This is a genomic window from Paenibacillus sp. FSL L8-0641 (assembly GCF_038006265.1).
Lineage (GTDB): Bacteria > Bacillota > Bacilli > Paenibacillales > Paenibacillaceae > Paenibacillus > Paenibacillus polymyxa_D.
The window spans coordinates 4345642-4360957 of the sequence record NZ_JBBOUW010000001.1; the positions used below are offsets into that span (position 1 = coordinate 4345642).

At 46.6% G+C, this 15316-nt stretch carries 16 protein-coding genes; 6 read left to right on the forward strand and 10 right to left on the reverse strand.

Annotated features, from left to right (window positions below; translation table 11 throughout):
- Positions 1-49 precede the first annotated feature (49 nt).
- Positions 50-1348 carry an aminotransferase class I/II-fold pyridoxal phosphate-dependent enzyme gene (locus tag MKY16_RS19665; RefSeq protein WP_029518265.1) on the forward strand — a complete coding sequence of 433 codons (1299 nt, stop codon included), beginning with the start codon at positions 50-52 and terminating at the stop codon, positions 1346-1348.
- A gap of 101 nt (positions 1349-1449) precedes the next feature.
- On the opposite strand, the gene MKY16_RS19670 is transcribed toward MKY16_RS19665, so the two are convergent.
- Positions 1450-2727 (reverse strand): sensor histidine kinase, encoded by a 1278-nt coding sequence (locus MKY16_RS19670; protein ID WP_029518264.1) that lies wholly within the window; start codon positions 2725-2727, stop codon positions 1450-1452.
- A gap of 206 nt (positions 2728-2933) precedes the next feature.
- Between MKY16_RS19670 and MKY16_RS19675 the strand changes: the two genes are divergently transcribed.
- Entirely contained in the window at positions 2934-3050 is a 117-nt protein-coding gene (locus MKY16_RS19675; protein WP_023990126.1) for a hypothetical protein, read from the forward strand.
- Positions 3051-3161: 111 nt separating this feature from the next.
- Here MKY16_RS19675 and MKY16_RS19680 read toward each other — a convergent pair whose 3' ends face one another.
- From MKY16_RS19680 to MKY16_RS19700, 5 genes are all read right to left on the reverse strand, one after another.
- Positions 3162-4385, reverse strand: coding sequence for an ABC transporter permease (locus MKY16_RS19680; RefSeq protein ID WP_340956728.1), 1224 nt, complete (start codon positions 4383-4385; stop codon positions 3162-3164).
- A gap of 2 nt (positions 4386-4387) precedes the next feature.
- Complete coding sequence (locus MKY16_RS19685) at positions 4388-5134, reverse strand: ABC transporter ATP-binding protein (RefSeq protein WP_013311782.1); 747 nt, start codon at positions 5132-5134, stop codon at positions 4388-4390.
- An 18-nt stretch (positions 5135-5152) separates the two neighbouring features.
- Complete coding sequence (locus MKY16_RS19690) at positions 5153-6544, reverse strand: DEAD/DEAH box helicase (protein ID WP_029518262.1); 1392 nt, start codon at positions 6542-6544, stop codon at positions 5153-5155.
- A gap of 122 nt (positions 6545-6666) precedes the next feature.
- Entirely contained in the window at positions 6667-7446 is a 780-nt protein-coding gene (locus MKY16_RS19695) for an SDR family NAD(P)-dependent oxidoreductase (RefSeq protein WP_029518261.1), read from the reverse strand.
- Positions 7447-7485: 39 nt separating this feature from the next.
- On the reverse strand, positions 7486-7944 hold the full coding sequence (locus MKY16_RS19700) for a chemotaxis protein CheX (protein ID WP_029518260.1): 459 nt from the start codon (positions 7942-7944) through the stop codon (positions 7486-7488).
- A 429-nt stretch (positions 7945-8373) separates the two neighbouring features.
- Between MKY16_RS19700 and MKY16_RS19705 the strand changes: the two genes are divergently transcribed.
- The 3 genes from MKY16_RS19705 (at position 8374) to MKY16_RS19715 (ending at position 11042) form a co-directional block, all read left to right on the forward strand.
- Positions 8374-9276, forward strand: a complete 903-nt coding sequence (locus MKY16_RS19705) for a LysR family transcriptional regulator (RefSeq protein WP_023990132.1) — start codon at positions 8374-8376, stop codon at positions 9274-9276.
- Positions 9277-9336: 60 nt separating this feature from the next.
- Entirely contained in the window at positions 9337-10146 is an 810-nt protein-coding gene (locus MKY16_RS19710) for a histidinol-phosphatase (protein WP_013311787.1), read from the forward strand.
- Positions 10147-10301: 155 nt separating this feature from the next.
- Positions 10302-11042, forward strand: coding sequence for a GTP pyrophosphokinase (locus MKY16_RS19715; protein ID WP_340956733.1), 741 nt, complete (start codon positions 10302-10304; stop codon positions 11040-11042).
- 37 nt (positions 11043-11079) lie between these two features.
- Here MKY16_RS19715 and MKY16_RS19720 read toward each other — a convergent pair whose 3' ends face one another.
- On the reverse strand, positions 11080-11352 hold the full coding sequence (locus tag MKY16_RS19720; RefSeq protein WP_238437842.1) for an alpha/beta fold hydrolase: 273 nt from the start codon (positions 11350-11352) through the stop codon (positions 11080-11082).
- Positions 11353-11615: 263 nt separating this feature from the next.
- On the opposite strand from MKY16_RS19720, the gene MKY16_RS19725 reads away from it, so the two are divergent.
- Positions 11616-12494, forward strand: a complete 879-nt coding sequence (locus MKY16_RS19725) for an NAD(P)H-binding protein (protein ID WP_340956735.1) — start codon at positions 11616-11618, stop codon at positions 12492-12494.
- A gap of 353 nt (positions 12495-12847) precedes the next feature.
- Here the strand turns inward: MKY16_RS19725 and MKY16_RS19730 are convergent, their stop codons facing one another.
- From MKY16_RS19730 to MKY16_RS19740, 3 genes are all read right to left on the reverse strand, one after another.
- Positions 12848-13456, reverse strand: a complete 609-nt coding sequence (locus MKY16_RS19730; RefSeq protein WP_340956737.1) for a GNAT family N-acetyltransferase — start codon at positions 13454-13456, stop codon at positions 12848-12850.
- A gap of 51 nt (positions 13457-13507) precedes the next feature.
- The gene (locus tag MKY16_RS19735; protein ID WP_029518256.1) at positions 13508-14248 is read right to left on the reverse strand and encodes a metallophosphoesterase family protein; all 741 of its coding nucleotides are present in this window, start codon (positions 14246-14248) and stop codon (positions 13508-13510) included.
- 104 nt (positions 14249-14352) lie between these two features.
- A complete protein-coding gene (locus tag MKY16_RS19740; RefSeq protein WP_069012628.1) occupies positions 14353-15297 on the reverse strand; it encodes a metallophosphoesterase in 945 nt (314 codons plus the stop codon).
- Between the last annotated feature and the right edge of the window lie 19 nt (positions 15298-15316).

The window sequence follows — 15316 nt, forward strand, 5'->3', positions numbered from 1 at the left end:
TGTGATGCTATAATATGTAATCAAAATGACTTGGAAGGATGAAACGGGAATGAATCCACTGGCAGCGCAGTTAAACCAAAACATTCAGACAGGCAACGAGCATGTATATCAAATGCTTTCTCTTTTAGGGAAAGAAATTTATTTCCCAAAAGAGGGGATTTTGAGTCAATCCGCAGAAGCCGGGAAGCTTGCTAAAAAGTACAACGCCACGATTGGTATTGCTACGGAAGGTAACGGTCCTATGCATTTGGAGGTCATTCAGGAGAAGCTGTCCGCTTACAATCCCAAGGATTTATACCCTTACGCACCCCCTGCGGGCAAACCTGAACTTCGTAGTGTATGGCGTGACAAAATGCTGAAGGAAAACCCTTCATTGGCTGGAAAAGGTTATGGCCTTCCCGTAGTTACGAACGCGCTGACCCATGGTTTGAGCATCGTTGCCGACCTGTTCACGGATGAAGGGGACGCTGTCATTTACCCAGACAAAAACTGGGAAAACTATGAGCTGACTTTCGGTATTCGCCGTCATGGACGTTTGGTGAATTTCCCGTTGTTCACAGAGGATCAACGTTTTAATAGTGAAGGATTACGCGAGGCGCTACTGGCACAGAAAGAATACGGCAAAGCAATCGTTGTGCTGAACTTCCCGAATAACCCGACGGGCTACACACCGGGAGTCGAAGAGGGTAAAGCGATTGTTGCTGCCATTCAGGAAGCCGCAGAAGCAGGCATCAATGTCGTAGTTGTGACGGATGACGCTTATTTTGGTCTGTTCTTCGAGGACTCCCTGCATGAATCACTATTCGGTCAGTTAGCTGGACTTCATCCGAGAATTCTACCCGTCAAAATTGACGGAGCTACCAAAGAAGAATTCGTTTGGGGCTTCCGTGTCGGATTTATTACCTTTGCTTCGGAACATCAGGATGTACTGAGCGCACTGGAACAAAAAACATTAGGGATTATTCGGGCAACGATTTCGAGCGGTCCTCACCCATCTCAAACCTTCGTCCTGGATGCCCTCAAATCACCCGATTTTGAACAACAGAAAAATGAAAAGTTCCAAATTATGAAGGGGCGGGCTAATAAAGTCAAAGCGTTGCTCGATAGTGGAAAATACGGAGATGTATGGAGCTACTATCCTTTCAATTCGGGTTATTTTATGTGCCTTAAGCTGAACGGCTTGTCCGCTGAACGACTGCGCACACATTTGCTGGAACAATATGGGGTAGGAACAATTGCGCTGGGTGAATATGATCTCCGAATCGCATTCTCATGTATCGAGGAAGAGTATCTGGAAGACCTGTATGACATTGTTTACCGTGGCGCACAAGATTTGTTGAACGCATAATATGTAACAGATTCAATATAGCATCATTAGCGGTATGCCGGATGTTGTGGCATACCGCTTTTTAATGGGCTGAACCATTGTAAGTCACACTTCGAAACAAACTATCCTTCAGCAGCGAGCATTGATTCTTGTGCGAGTGGCAGCAGGATGACTACCTCCGTTCCGACTCCGGGCTCACTCTCATAGTGTATACTTCCGTTCATGGCTTCAATGATTCGAAAGGAGACGACCGTTCCCAGTCCCGTTCCTACCTCTTTGGTTGAAAAAAACAAAGTACCCACTCGCTCCAGATGCTCCTGACTCATGCCTTTTCCTGTATCCCTAATATGCAGACATGCCTTCTCTTCCTGAATCGCCAGCTTTATGTATACCCTGCCTCCATCATCCGCAGCTTCGATCGCATTTTTCGTCACATGTATTAACGCCTGTAACAGCTGATTACGATCCATATGTACGTATATTTCATTCCTTAGCTCAGTATACAGTCTTACGCCTTGCTTGGTCGCCATCGGTTTCAAAAGCAAAACAATCTGTTGAACCATGCCAGACAGATCCATCAGCTCTGTGTTCCCAATCTGCGGTCTGGATAAGTTCAGATAGTCGCTAATAATTCTTTCAGCCCGATCGACCTCTGCTAGTGCCAAAGCAATATATCTGCGATTTTTCCCTTCTAGCCCTGACTGAACCATTTGCAAGAACCCTTTAATAACGGTCAATGGATTCCGTACTTCATGAGCCATAGAGGCAGCCAGTTCACCTAACGTATTCAGATGCTCAGCATATTTAATCTTTCTTCTCATTTCTTCCCGTTCCAAACTAAACTCCATCCAGAAAGAGGAGGCTCCAATGCTTAGGAATTGAATCATACCGAACCAGAGTATTGCCCGGATCAGCTCGATCTCATCCTTATCTAGCCTTCCATTGACCCAGGAATGTATTAACAGAAATATAAACATGGCAATACTGGTCCATATACTCATTAGCATATTCATGCCCACCCGAAGCAATATACTATTGAGCTGCATAAACTTTTTTCTCACCAAGAGAGGCCCCAAATAACACAACATCATGCTGGGAAAACTCACCACTATAGACTCAGGATCTATATACATACGAGCCATCACCATCAACGTTATATTCAGAAGCCCTGCCTTAGGACCAAAATATAAAACAGAAAGGATCAGAGGAACATATCGAAGATCCCAAAATAGTCCATACCAAATATACGAAAACATAAGGCAAAGCACAGAAGACACACCCAGCACCCCTCCCATAAGCAACGGGGTATGTTTCATATGCCGATGATCTGACAAAGCGCTATATACCAATAACGGTACAAACACAAGAAATATGTTCACGAGCAGCTTATCTATCAGCATCTCGTCTTTCCCACTTTCCAAGTGATAATGATTACGTACTTCTTCTATTCTCGACAATACGTGTCTTTTCCTCTCTCCTCCCCTACATCTGATGAAAAATATAAGGCGATTCAGCAACATACCTGAGCAATGGCCCACGCAATCTGAAAATCCACTTCATAAGATACGATGTATCCTTTATCACAATGACCGAGAGGAGAATGAGCATGGGAGCAGAAGAAACAAGAGGCGGTTACGGTGGTTACGGCGCATTCACAAGCACAGGAACAATTCTGGTACTGTTCATTTTATTAGTTATCATCAGCAAAACGATCTTTATATAAGCTGACGGATATCTGCACCCACGGCTATGATAGCAGTACAAAAAAAGGCTAATTCGCAAGCAGCAAGTGCTGCCTGCGAATTAGCCTTTACTTTATTCACATAGATACAAATCACACTTCTTCTTCATCCTGACCGTCCAAACGCCATTTTTTGGCTTGAGCGCCTCGTAGCAGGAACACTACTGCAACTCCCCCAAGCAACGTGAGCAGTGTAGACAGTAGATCTTCCGTTCCCTTTGCCAGAAAAGGAAGCCACAGAACCACAGCAGCCGGCAACGTCAACCGAACAACAAAGTCGAGAAAAGACGCACGACGACTATGCGCAGGAATCGGATACAACTGAAGCCATAACGAATCCTTGTGATACTGCCTTAGTGAAGTGACCTGTACACCAATGAGGAATATGAAAAATAAATATACTGCAATACCAATCCAACTAGCATGGGTGATATATATAGTTAACAACCCCAGAATCCCAAGCCGAATGACAATACCTGCTGGCTCTGTGCGCAGGAACGTCTTAAACAGCAGATAACGATACGCTCCCCTTCTGTTCCAAGGTATGTTACCTCCCAACCAGGATAGCCAACGGCGCGGCGTCACTCTCTGCGTAAGGGCGGGCACATCGACAAACCAGCCCAAAGTGCGCATCACCCGAGCAGCCTGCATACCCTCTGTACGAATCAGCTTTTCCCAAGCCACTAGCAGCTTGACCGGAAAACGCAGAACAAGCACGTACACCACACCGACCAATATGATAAATGGTACGCTGTGTAGTGGAGGCTGCCATAGCCATGCGGCTACCATCAGCACAGCCAACACCCACCGAAGCAGACGATAGCCTATACTCCCGCCAATCGATACCATACGAAGCTCTTGCCAGCCGCCGTAGCTGAATAGCAGCTTTAATAGCACGAACAGTAGCAGGGTCAGTAGCAACGGCTTAGGCGCGGAATCACTGCGAATATACAGCGGCCACACGATAATAGACAGCAATAGCAAACCGAATATTTTATACACCACACCCCGAATCAGGCTGGCCTTAAAATAATAGTGCATTGCGTGCTCCTGTGGACGGAGAAAAACAATATCCGCTGCGTTTAAATACGTACGAAAGCTCGCATGAGCAATCGGAATAGCCACAATAAGCATGATCCAGCGGATGGGCAAATCCGGTGGAGTATGCATTAGTAGCGACGTGTACCATGCGGCAAAGGCAATCAGTGCAAAGCCGAACACCACCGCCAGACCGCTCTGAATGACATAGCCCAGATAAGGCAACACCTGTCCCCAGAACGCTACACGTCTTTCTTTATGCAGACGTTGCAAATCCATGCTCATTCCCTGCCCTGTACCAGCTCATAAAATGCATCTTCCAGCGGCATGCCCGGCTTACCCGCCTGTGCTGTCACTTCGTCCAGCGTACCCTGCGCAATGATGGCACCCTGATGAAGTACAATGAAACGATCGCAATAATTTTCAATCGTGGACAAAATATGAGAACTGAGTAGAATGGACGAACCCGAACGCTTCATCTCTAACATAAAGTCAAGCAGGGAACGAATACCAAGCGGGTCCAAACCCAAAAAAGGTTCATCTATGACATACAACGGCGGTCCCGCTAAAAATGCACACATAATCATCACTTTCTGGCGCATCCCTTTAGACAGGTGCATCGACATACTTCCACTTTTATCCCGCATACGGAACAAGTCCAGCATTTGATCACTGCGTGTGCGGAAATCTGCTTCGCTAACTCCGTACGCTCTGGCCGTGAATTCCATATGCTCCATCACCGTCATTTCAGGATACAGCTCTGGAGATTCAGGTACAAAAGCAATGGCTCCCTGATATTCCTCGGGATTTTCATCCTGCTTATGCCCCTGCACACGAATTTCTCCGGCCTGCGGTGTCATCAGGCCCAAAATATGCTTCATGGTCGTACTTTTCCCGGCCCCGTTCAGACCAATCAGTCCTACCATTTCGCCCGGTTTCACATCCAGCGAAATCTGATGCAACACCGGGCGCTTGGCGCTATATCCGCCGGTCAGTCCGTTAATTTGCAACACAGGCTGTTGTTCCATGGCTCCCCCTCTTCTCCCTTACTCGTTCGGTTTTGATCCTTTTTCCTTCAGCCATCTTGGTGCACCCTTGTTTTTGCGATCACGCTCGCGCTGTGCTTTTCCTGCTTTGGACAAGGCTGCACCTTTGCTCTTGCCTGGAGCTGAACCGTTCGCGGAATTCCTGCCAGGACGTCCGTTTTCGGCACGAACAGGTGCCTTTCGGTCCTCCGCCGATGCTCCGTTAGATAAGGATCTAGCCTCGGAGGGTCTTACAGGTGCACGCTTGGCATCCGCCGGACGCGGCACAACTACTCGACCTCCATGCAACGCACGCTCTGCGATGTCAATGCCCAGTTCACGGGAGAACTTACGCATGATGAACGTTTCACGGTCAGTGACAACCGATGCCACCAATCCTTTGCGTCCCATCCGTCCTGTCCGTCCTGCACGGTGAACATAAGCTTGACTATCCGTAGCCGGATCAAAATGAATAACCATTTCAAGGCCCTCAATATCCAGACCACGGGCTGCCACATCCGAAGCGACCAGCACTTTGAGCTTGTCCTCACGGAATCGGGCCAACACATTGCTACGCGTGACTTTATCCGCATCTCCATACAAGGATGCCGTAGTCAGCCCCATATGCTTGAGCTTGGCCTCAATCTCCCCGATGGCATTGGTTGTATTCACGAACACCAGCGCTTTTCTCGGATTAAAATGACGTACCAGACGGCGCAGCATATCCACCTTATCCCGTTCTTCAGATACAAAGTAATAGTGTTCCAGTCCACTGGCCGTCTTCTGGTCGGGATCAATCCCAATTTCTACGTATTCACGCATCTCCCGTTTCGCCAGCGACTGAATCTCGTCGTTCAGCGTTGCGGACAGGAATACCAATTGACGATCGCGTTGGGCGGTGCCCAATATATTGGTTACATCGCCTGCTCCGCCGAGCTGGAACATCTGATCCACCTCATCGATAACAATGGCTGTAATATTGTGCATTTTCAACTTTTTTGAAGCGATGAGTTCCCGTACACGTCCTGGTGTGCCCACGACAAGCTGTGGATGATCCTTGAGCTTTTCGATTTGACGTTTGATAGCCGCCCCACCAATCAGACCGAGTACACGGATTCCGCGATGCTCACCGTAGCGCTGACCCTCACGTACAATTTGCATGGCCAGTTCCTGGCTTGGAGCTAGTATCAGCTTTTGCGTAGCCTTTTTCTGCGGATCAATCGCTTGCAACAGCGGCAGCAAATAAGCCAGTGTCTTGCCTGTGCCAGTTTGTGAGCGCGCCAATACATGCTTTCCCTTCATTATTTCCGGTATAGCCTCTGCCTGAACTGGCGAAGGCTGTGTAATTTCATGCTCAGTCAGTTTGTCCAACAGATCTTGTTCAACGCCGAGCGATTCAAAATTCAATGTCATGAAAAGGTCCAACCCCTATACGTAAATTCGTTACTCTCCATTATATGCGAAAATAGCCCTGTTACCAAATCACAAAAATAAAAGATGTCCCTCACCATAGCTAATGGCTTACGGGACATCTTTTATTTCTTATTCATCACCCCATGACCCAGCCTGTCGGTCAGTCTGGGAGCTAACTGATACAGCTTGAGAAAAGGAGATACCCACCGTGGCAGATTAACCTCCTCCTTGCGAAGCTCCATCGCTCTTACGATATGCCGTGCTACCTTATCTGGTTGTAGCATAAACCAGCTTACATTTCGAACATATCCTCCTGAAGGATCTGCCAACTCAAAAAACGGTGTGTCGATCGGCCCCGGATTAATCGTCGTTACAGTCACTCCACTCCCGCGCAGCTCTTGCCGGAGCGCATTGCTGAAACCGAGCAAAGCATGCTTCGTCGCCGTGTAAGAAGACGATTTGGCTGTCCCGATTTTCCCGGCCATTGATGCTACATTGACAATCTGTCCAAGGCCCCGCTCTGTCATTTGTGGCAGAAACGCCTTGATGCAGCGAACAACACCCATGTAGTTCACGTCCATCATTTGTTCAAACTCCGTCAGGTCGGTTTCATTAAAATACTCAAACTTTCCGTAGCCTGCATTGTTAAGTAATATATCGACCCGTCCGTACTGTCCCAATACTCGTGCAGCAACAGCCTCTACCTGCTCCTGGCGGGTGACGTCCAGTTGAATAAGCTCATGTCTGCCGCTGATTCCCGCAGATACTTGCTTCAGTCGCTCCTGCGAGCGTGCTGTTAAAATAGGAATCGCGCCCTTTTCGCTTAACAACTGAGCGCAAAGGGCGCCAATCCCACTGGATGCACCTGTAATCACAACTATCTTGTCCTGTAGTATACTCACGCTCATCCCTCCACATTAAAGAAACTTGCTCCTTTAATATTAAGAGATCATCACCTGAATATCCAGCTCACCGATTCCTTCCACCGTGAGCGGAATATAAAGGGCACGCTGAGGCACAAAAGTGGTCAAGTTTTCTGATTTCATGACCTGCGGAGGCGTAATATCCACGACAATTCCCTGACTGGACAAAATCGTACTGGCATTACCACTAATCATATTGCCCAATTCTGAAATTGCGCTTTTTCCCATCTCATCAATTTCAGTCAACACAAATCCGCCCATCATCGCTGATACCATACGTAGCGCCACCTGTTCATTCAGGCCGAACACAATATTTCCGCTAAGCTGTCCGGTCATCCCGATCATAATCCAGATGTGGTCGTCCACCAGCTCGACATTTTTCACACCAAGATTTCCGGATGAAGGAGATACTTGGATCAATTGTTCAATGACCCGTCGCGCCGACTCCAAAAAAGGATTTATCACTTCTGCCTTCACGATCAAAGCGCCCCTTTACGATGGGCTTTTAGACACACAACAAAAGTCCCATTTAAATTAGAATTTTTTAATTAAATATTACTGTAAAACGAATCGATCCTCATTAAAATGCTCTCTATATCACTTATCGACAGCTACCCGGTAATTTTTTATAGCTAAACCACAAAAAATGTGAATAATGTCCTATATCTTTACTTCTTACCGGTTTTAGATTGATTATTTTTGAAGGATATCAGGACTTTAGTCTTTATTTCCCAATATACCACACTTTAAGGTGCTCTGCTTCGATTCATTGCCCTTCCTGCTCGAATAACCTATAATTTAATGAAATAAAGCATAACGACGGTTTTACATATGAACCTATGGATTGGCTAAAAATATTCATTCTATACAGCTGCGATAAGATTAAGAAAAGAGAGGAGGAACTTCATGAACATCAGTCAACTCGAAACACTTATCATGATTTCCAAAACGATGAGCTTCCGCAAAGCCGGAGAACTTCTCAATTTGACGCAGCCGGCGGTGTCCGCCCAAATTAAAAGTCTAGAGGATGAGTTCAAAACCATCCTGATTGACCGCAACCAGCCTGTCACCCTGACCGACCGGGGAGCTGTTTTTTTGGAACATGCCGAGCGCATATTAGAGGTTGTTGAGGAATTAAGACAAAAATTGTACGATCTAAACGAAACACCACAGGGTCACATTGCGCTGGGTACCACAACATCCATCGCTATTCAAATTTTACCGCGCGTGCTTTCCTACTTTCAGGATCAGTTCCCTCTCATCAAAACCTCCATTCAATCCATGGCTTCCTCCATGATTTATCAGCAGGTGGAGAACGGACTTATTGATGTTGGCATCGGCTATCTGATCGAACGTAATCCTAATTTAAGCACTTCGGTTCTGTATTACGATTCCTTTGAGCTAGTCGTGTCTCCTACTCATCCGCTGGCTTCACAACCACATGCTACCATTGAAGCCCTTCGGGAAATTCCGCTGATTCTGCTCTCTCCTGATACGGTGGGACGAAAATTCGTAGACGATGTATTTAAAAAGCACCAAATCGTGCCTCATGTCGTGATTGAGTTGTCCAGCAGTGAGGAAGTCAAACGGATGGTCGAAATTAATCTCGGTGCGGCCATTATTTCCAGACTATCGGTCACTTCTGAACTGCGTGCAGGCACATTAAAAATGATCCATATTCCTGAGTTGGAAGTTAGTCATCCGGTAGGAGTGATTTATAAATCCGGCCGATATCTAAACTCAGCCATGCAGCAATTTTTAAGTGATCTGAAGGGGATGCCGGAGACGAATTTCACCAGTTCTGAATAACGTAATTCGCTATGAACAACATACGCAATATAAACCCTGATTACGAAAGGAAGACAGGCTATGAAATTTGATCTGCACACCCATCATTTCCGCTGCGGTCATGCAGACGGAAACATTCGAGATTACATTGAAGCAGGCATTCAGTCGGGCTTACAAGCGATTGGTATTTCGGACCATTCCCCTTTCCTGGGCAGCGAACAGGATCAGGCTTTTCCTAAAATTTATATGGCCAAATCACAGCTTGCTGAATACGTAGAAGAGGTACAACAGCTTAAAAAAGAATACGAAGGCCGTATTGACGTGCTCCTCGGATTGGAAACGGATTATTTTCCTGATTTTGCTGAATTATATCGTTCCACTCTGGCTCCTTATCCATTTGATTATCTCATTGGGTCGATTCACAATGTCGAAGGGGACAGCATTTTTAACCGTAACCGTTGGAACAAATTAAGCGACGCTCGTAAAATCGAGGTCAAACAAGCCTACTATGCGCTCATTCAGGAATCTGCGCGAAGCGGCATGTTTCAGATTTTAGGCCATATTGACGCAATGAAGGGGAACTTTCCAGCCTTTTCAGACATTCCTGCTGATGAAGCCATTGATGAAACCTTGCAGGTAATTGCGGAATCCAATGTGGCGATTGAAATTAACACTTCGGGTAAAACCAAGCTAAGTGGCGGATGGTACCCGTCTGCTTCTATTTTAGAAAGAGCGCACCATTTTGGTGTGGAGGTCACTTTTGGTTCGGATGCCCATAAGCCTTCGCGGGTAGGCGATGACTGGGAAGAAGTAAAGGCAATGTTGAAGGATATTGGCTTCCGGGAATGGGTCTACTTTAAAGAAAAACGTAAAATTCCTGTGGCGCTTTAAAATTCAAGGTGGGAATTGCCGCTCCGCAAATCATTTGATCTTACGAACGCTGCTGCAATGGAATTGTTGGGGATTGTAATTTATAAGGTGATAATTCCATTGCAAAGGCGAACGCTTAGCAAGATTATGACATCTATGTGTGAGGAGAATTACATATGCACTTGGAAGATCCTATGGACAAACTCAAAAAGCTAAAGCATGACATCACGCGATTTATGCTCATCTATAAATTTGCGCTCGACGAAATGGAAACCAAGATTGAAATATTAAAGCAGGAATTTCAAGCATTGCACGATTACAGCCCTATTGAGCATACCAAATCACGCCTTAAATCTCCTGAGAGCATCATGAATAAAATGATTCGTAAAAATAGCGAGTTATCGCTCGATGCTATCAAAGATCATATCAAGGATATCGCAGGTTTGCGTATTACTTGCTCTTTTATTTCTGACATTTATGATGTCAGTAACATGCTTCAGAGACAAAGTGACTTGAAGGTACTGGAAATTAAGGATTACATCAAGAATCCCAAGCCGAACGGTTACCAAAGTCTGCATTTGTTGGTTCAAGTCCCTGTATTCATGTCGGATTGTGAGGAGCTAGTCTGCGTAGAGGTGCAAATTCGAACCATTGCGATGGATTTCTGGGCCAGCCTGGAGCATAAAATCTTTTATAAGTACAACCAGTCCGTTCCCGAAAGTCTGACACGTGAATTAAAGAACGCAGCAGACTCCGCTAATGCGCTAGATCTCCAAATGGAGCGACTGCATCGTGAAATTAAGGAGATTAAAGACGCTAGAGGTGAAGAGGACTCCATGGAGGAGCTTCGGAAGATTATGATTAATAATCAGCAAATTACGGTGCCGGCCAATTTCTTGAAGCTTCTAGGAGAGTAAGATTAGGCGGTGCTCCACCGCTATGCGAATGATTGGTTCAACGAATCGCATGTTTGTTCAAAAATGAAAGAATAGAATCATTGATTAAGATCGGCTTCTCTCTAAGCATGTGCGGTCGATGACTACAACCCGGAACAATTAGATAACGTGAGTCTTGGGCCCCTGAGCATAATTCCAGGAGTTGCTCTTCTGTGGCGAAATCGTCATGTTCACCCGCGATAAATAATGCAGGGCACGTAATGCTACTTAACTCACTACGTGTCAATTGCGGATATTGGCGCCAATCCTGTGCGCTCTGACGCATAATCAAATTCATCTGCCCCCTCAGGACATGCGACTCCACTACAGCCTATGGTCGTAACGGTCGCAAACATTTGAGGGTGCTTCACCGCACAATATAAAGCCACATTGCCTCGCAGCTGTACCCATTTTTTCGTAATACATTTCTAAATCCTGAATCTCTACGTATGGCATATGATCCTCCTTTTTTTCATTGCGTCCTGTATCTTTTACATTCATTAGTCCGTCTATCTTAATATAAATGAAAACCATTCTAGGAGGAGTGATGTAAGTATGAAAAAGATACTTGTACTGGGTGGAACGCACTTTTTTGGCAAGAGACTGGTGGAACGTCTGCTAGAGAGTTCCGAGAACTCCGTTACCATCCTCACACGGGGCCAAGCAAGCGATTCGTTTGTTGACCGCGTTCAGCGGATTTGTGCAGACCGTACCGACCCGCAAGCGCTCGCTGAGGCCGTAGGTGAGCAAGTGTGGGACGTTGTTTATGATAATATTTGCTTTTCCCCAGATGAAGCAAGCGAAGCCTGCCGCATTTTTGATGCTATAGCCAAGAGGTATATTGTGATCTCCAGCCTATCCGTCTATGATTCGAGCCCGGAAGTGCTGACAGAGAGCATCTTTGACCCTCAGGCTTACCCGGTTCGCAAGGGCGGGAAGGACGATTTTACATATCAGGAGGCTAAACGGCAGGCAGAAGCAGTTTTTATGCAGCAAGCTACGTTTCCTGTAGTTGCTGTTCGTTTTCCGATTGTATTGGGGACAGACGATTATACGAAAAGACTTCATTTTCATATCGAGCATGTTCGTGAAGGAACAGAAATCGGAGTACCTAATGCCGCAGCACAAATCTCATTTATTCGTTCCGATGAAGCCGCAGATTTTCTGTTTTGGCTTGGTCACACTCCTTTAACAGGGCCTGTAAATGCTTGCTCCGACGGTACAGTGAGGATTGGGGAGATCATTTCGATCATTGAGCAGGTAACTGGAAAACAAGCTGTGATGAAAGAAAAAACAGCAGACGAGCACATGTCTCCATTTGGTATTACACAATCGTGGTACATGGATACGTCCAAAGCCCAGTCAGAGGGGTACTCATTTCTCTCCCTAAATGAATGGCTTCCAGAGCTGATAACCAGCCTGACCCGTTCCTAAAAATCATAAAAAAAAGGGGACCCGAAGCTCCGGGTCCCAGCAATATATATATATGATTCAAAGGGGGTCATGTTTATGTTGTACCCACTCTATGTTAAAGTAACTTTGCAGTTATATTTCATTTTTGTAACAAATTGAAATATAACTGAGCACAGCCAAGGCAAGAAGGCTACTCGCTTCCGCAGAAATAGAGAAGGCCCTACTATAGGATAACAAAAAAAGAGGACCCGAATCGTCGGGCCCAGCAACATATATTATTCAAAAGGGGGTCATGTCTGTATTGTACCCGTCCTGTGTTAGAGTTGTTTTGCAGTTATATTTCATCTTTGTAACAAAATATTCCACTTCCATTTCTATGCATAATCCCCTTGGGTCATCGAAAATACCAATACACTTGGCACCTCTCCTGAGGGATCATAAGCACCAATGGTGCGCAGCAGGCGCATCTTATTTTTAATAAGCACGCGCATGGAAGCCTGATTATCCGCTTGGCAACGACTTTCGATCCGCTGGAGCTTCAAAGATCCGAAACCAAAATCCAGCATTTCTCCCACCACTTCTGTAGCCAGCCCCTGTCCCCAAAAAGGACGATCCAGAATATAGCCCAATTGCGCCTCCCCCGTTCTTTCATTCCATTGCTGAAAAGAGACGATACCGAGCAACGGTGAAGAGGTAAGCTCATTGGATTCACTAAGTAGATTGCTTTCTTCTGTATTTCTCGGATGCCATTCCACCGCAAAATGCAGGGAATCTAGTGAATCGGAAGAAATTTTAATTTGCGCAACCAGACGCCGCATTCGTGCATAGACTGGCTTGCGAATTCTATTCACATATTGGATCACCAATGGATCGGATAGGATCCGTTCCAGCGTGGGATAATCCTCCGTTCTTAGCTGGCGCAATCGGACTCGACGGGTGTAAAGCTCTGGTAGCCCAAGACGAAGCATTTCTCTGGTCAGCACAATGTTCCCTCCTGCGGATGGATTGGCTTTTAGAAATGAATGTTTCCATACTTAATCCAGGTCCTGAATCCCGCGGTAAATTCCTGTACGCAGCTCTCGAATATAATACGGCAAAGAAGGCACATCAGCTTCCTCCGCTTGTTTTACCGCCAGTTCTATATCATAAGGTACACGTACAAAATGAATGGAGAAGGACGTAGGCTGCTCCTCTCCCATCTCCCCCTCTAAAATGCAGTAGGAAGCCTGCGTAACATCCAACGGATTCCCGACACTGCCGACGTTAAAAAGTGTTTTCCCCTGAAAATGCTGGATAAAAGCATTGTGCACATCACCATATCCCACAACATCCGGAGCAAAAGCAACTTTTCCATTTTCTTCTGCTAACGGATCGAACATGGCAAGCCGTTTTTCCGGCTCATCCCATGGCTGCACACGGTGATACACACTTTGCGGCGAGGCATGCACCAGACGGATACGGCGTCCGCTCATTCTGAAATCATAATGAAACGGTAACTGTGCCAAATACTGCACTCGTTCTGCCCCCAAGCGCTCGGCTTGCCAGCTAAAATTGAGATCATCCGTAATACTGACCAGCTCATCCCAATTCCCCCGCACGACCACTTCACAACGTTGACGGACAGCATCCAGAACCTCGCTCGGGCTAGGCCCTTTGCCGATCAGATCCCCCAAACAAAACACACGGCTAATGCCTCGGGAAGCAATATCCTCCAGCACCGCCTCACAGGCAGGCCAATTGCCATGAATATCTGAAATGACAGCAATACGATCCATCTGAACCTCACTCCTTTGTCCGAAACGACTACATCTCTACACTACATTCAAGCGATCTTTATGTAGTTCCAAACTATATGATGAAGATGAAAAAAAATCATGGCCTATTGGCCAGATTTTAGCGTAATGACACTAAGCTCCGGCCTGCACAGCACGCGAATCGGCAAATGTGTCATGCCAATGCCTCGGCTAACATATAGCGGCATTCTCTCCGTTCCCACATGAAATAATCCCTGGATGTACTTGCGTCCACCCGGAGGCGGCATTGGCGCTCCAATGACCGGCAAGCGTACCTGTCCTCCATGCGTATGCCCCGACAATTGAAGATCAAAGGACATTTGCGCCGCCACATCTGCATAGTCCGGCTCATGCATCAGCAGGAGCTTGCACATCTCATCAGGTAGTCCGTGGATGGCACGCTGCGGATTGGGCTTGCCCATAATGTTATCCTCTAAACCGACCATGGCTACACGCTGCCCCGCGCGCTCTACAATCGCATGCTCGTTTCTCAGCAACGTAAACCCGGTTTTCGGATACAATTCCTGTACTCCGGCGGGTAAGCCTCTATAATCATGATTGCCCAGAATAGCAAATTTGCCAAGTGTGGCGTGCATAGAAGCCATAACTGGAACAGCAGCCTTCATGGATACTGCATAGTCATCCACAATATCGCCTGTAAAACAGAGCAAATCTGGCTTCAGACCTGCTATCCGGTCCGCAAGCTCGCGTAAATCCTGCTCATCCATGTGAAAACCCAAGTGCACATCACTAAAATGTACGACCCTGATTCCGTCAAAAGCAGACGGAAGACGAGGGATAGACAAGTTGAAGCGTGTAATTTCCAAATGATTAGGCTCCCATAAGGAAGCATATCCTCCAGCCAGAAGCGCGGTTCCGGCTGTGGCTAAAGCCGCTTTTTTCAAAAAATGGCGGCGCGAAGGATTGGCTGGTTCATTTGAAACGGAACGCCGCGAAGAACCGGGAGGGATAGCGGCCCCCTGATGCGGGCCATCCTGACTCTCGCGGCGGGTGTGCGGCGTCTTCTCCATATGCGTTCCCCCTTGCGAT

Excerpts from the sequence above, each read along its gene's own strand:
- MKY16_RS19675 (WP_023990126.1), top strand. The coding sequence starts at position 2,934 with ATGGGAGCAGAAGAAACAAGAGGCGGTTACGGTGGTTACGGCGCATTC.
- MKY16_RS19670 (WP_029518264.1), bottom strand. The coding sequence starts at position 2,727 with ATGCTGATAGATAAGCTGCTCGTGAACATATTTCTTGTGTTTGTACCG.
- MKY16_RS19690 (WP_029518262.1), bottom strand. The coding sequence starts at position 6,544 with ATGACATTGAATTTTGAATCGCTCGGCGTTGAACAAGATCTGTTGGAC.
- MKY16_RS19705 (WP_023990132.1), top strand. The coding sequence starts at position 8,374 with ATGAACATCAGTCAACTCGAAACACTTATCATGATTTCCAAAACGATG.
- MKY16_RS19725 (WP_340956735.1), top strand. The coding sequence starts at position 11,616 with ATGAAAAAGATACTTGTACTGGGTGGAACGCACTTTTTTGGCAAGAGA.
- MKY16_RS19685 (WP_013311782.1), bottom strand. The coding sequence starts at position 5,134 with ATGGAACAACAGCCTGTGTTGCAAATTAACGGACTGACCGGCGGATAT.
- MKY16_RS19735 (WP_029518256.1), bottom strand. The coding sequence starts at position 14,248 with ATGGATCGTATTGCTGTCATTTCAGATATTCATGGCAATTGGCCTGCC.
- MKY16_RS19665 (WP_029518265.1), top strand. The coding sequence starts at position 50 with ATGAATCCACTGGCAGCGCAGTTAAACCAAAACATTCAGACAGGCAAC.
- MKY16_RS19710 (WP_013311787.1), top strand. The coding sequence starts at position 9,337 with ATGAAATTTGATCTGCACACCCATCATTTCCGCTGCGGTCATGCAGAC.
- MKY16_RS19680 (WP_340956728.1), bottom strand. The coding sequence starts at position 4,385 with ATGGATTTGCAACGTCTGCATAAAGAAAGACGTGTAGCGTTCTGGGGA.
- MKY16_RS19715 (WP_340956733.1), top strand. The coding sequence starts at position 10,302 with ATGCACTTGGAAGATCCTATGGACAAACTCAAAAAGCTAAAGCATGAC.
- MKY16_RS19740 (WP_069012628.1), bottom strand. The coding sequence starts at position 15,297 with ATGGAGAAGACGCCGCACACCCGCCGCGAGAGTCAGGATGGCCCGCAT.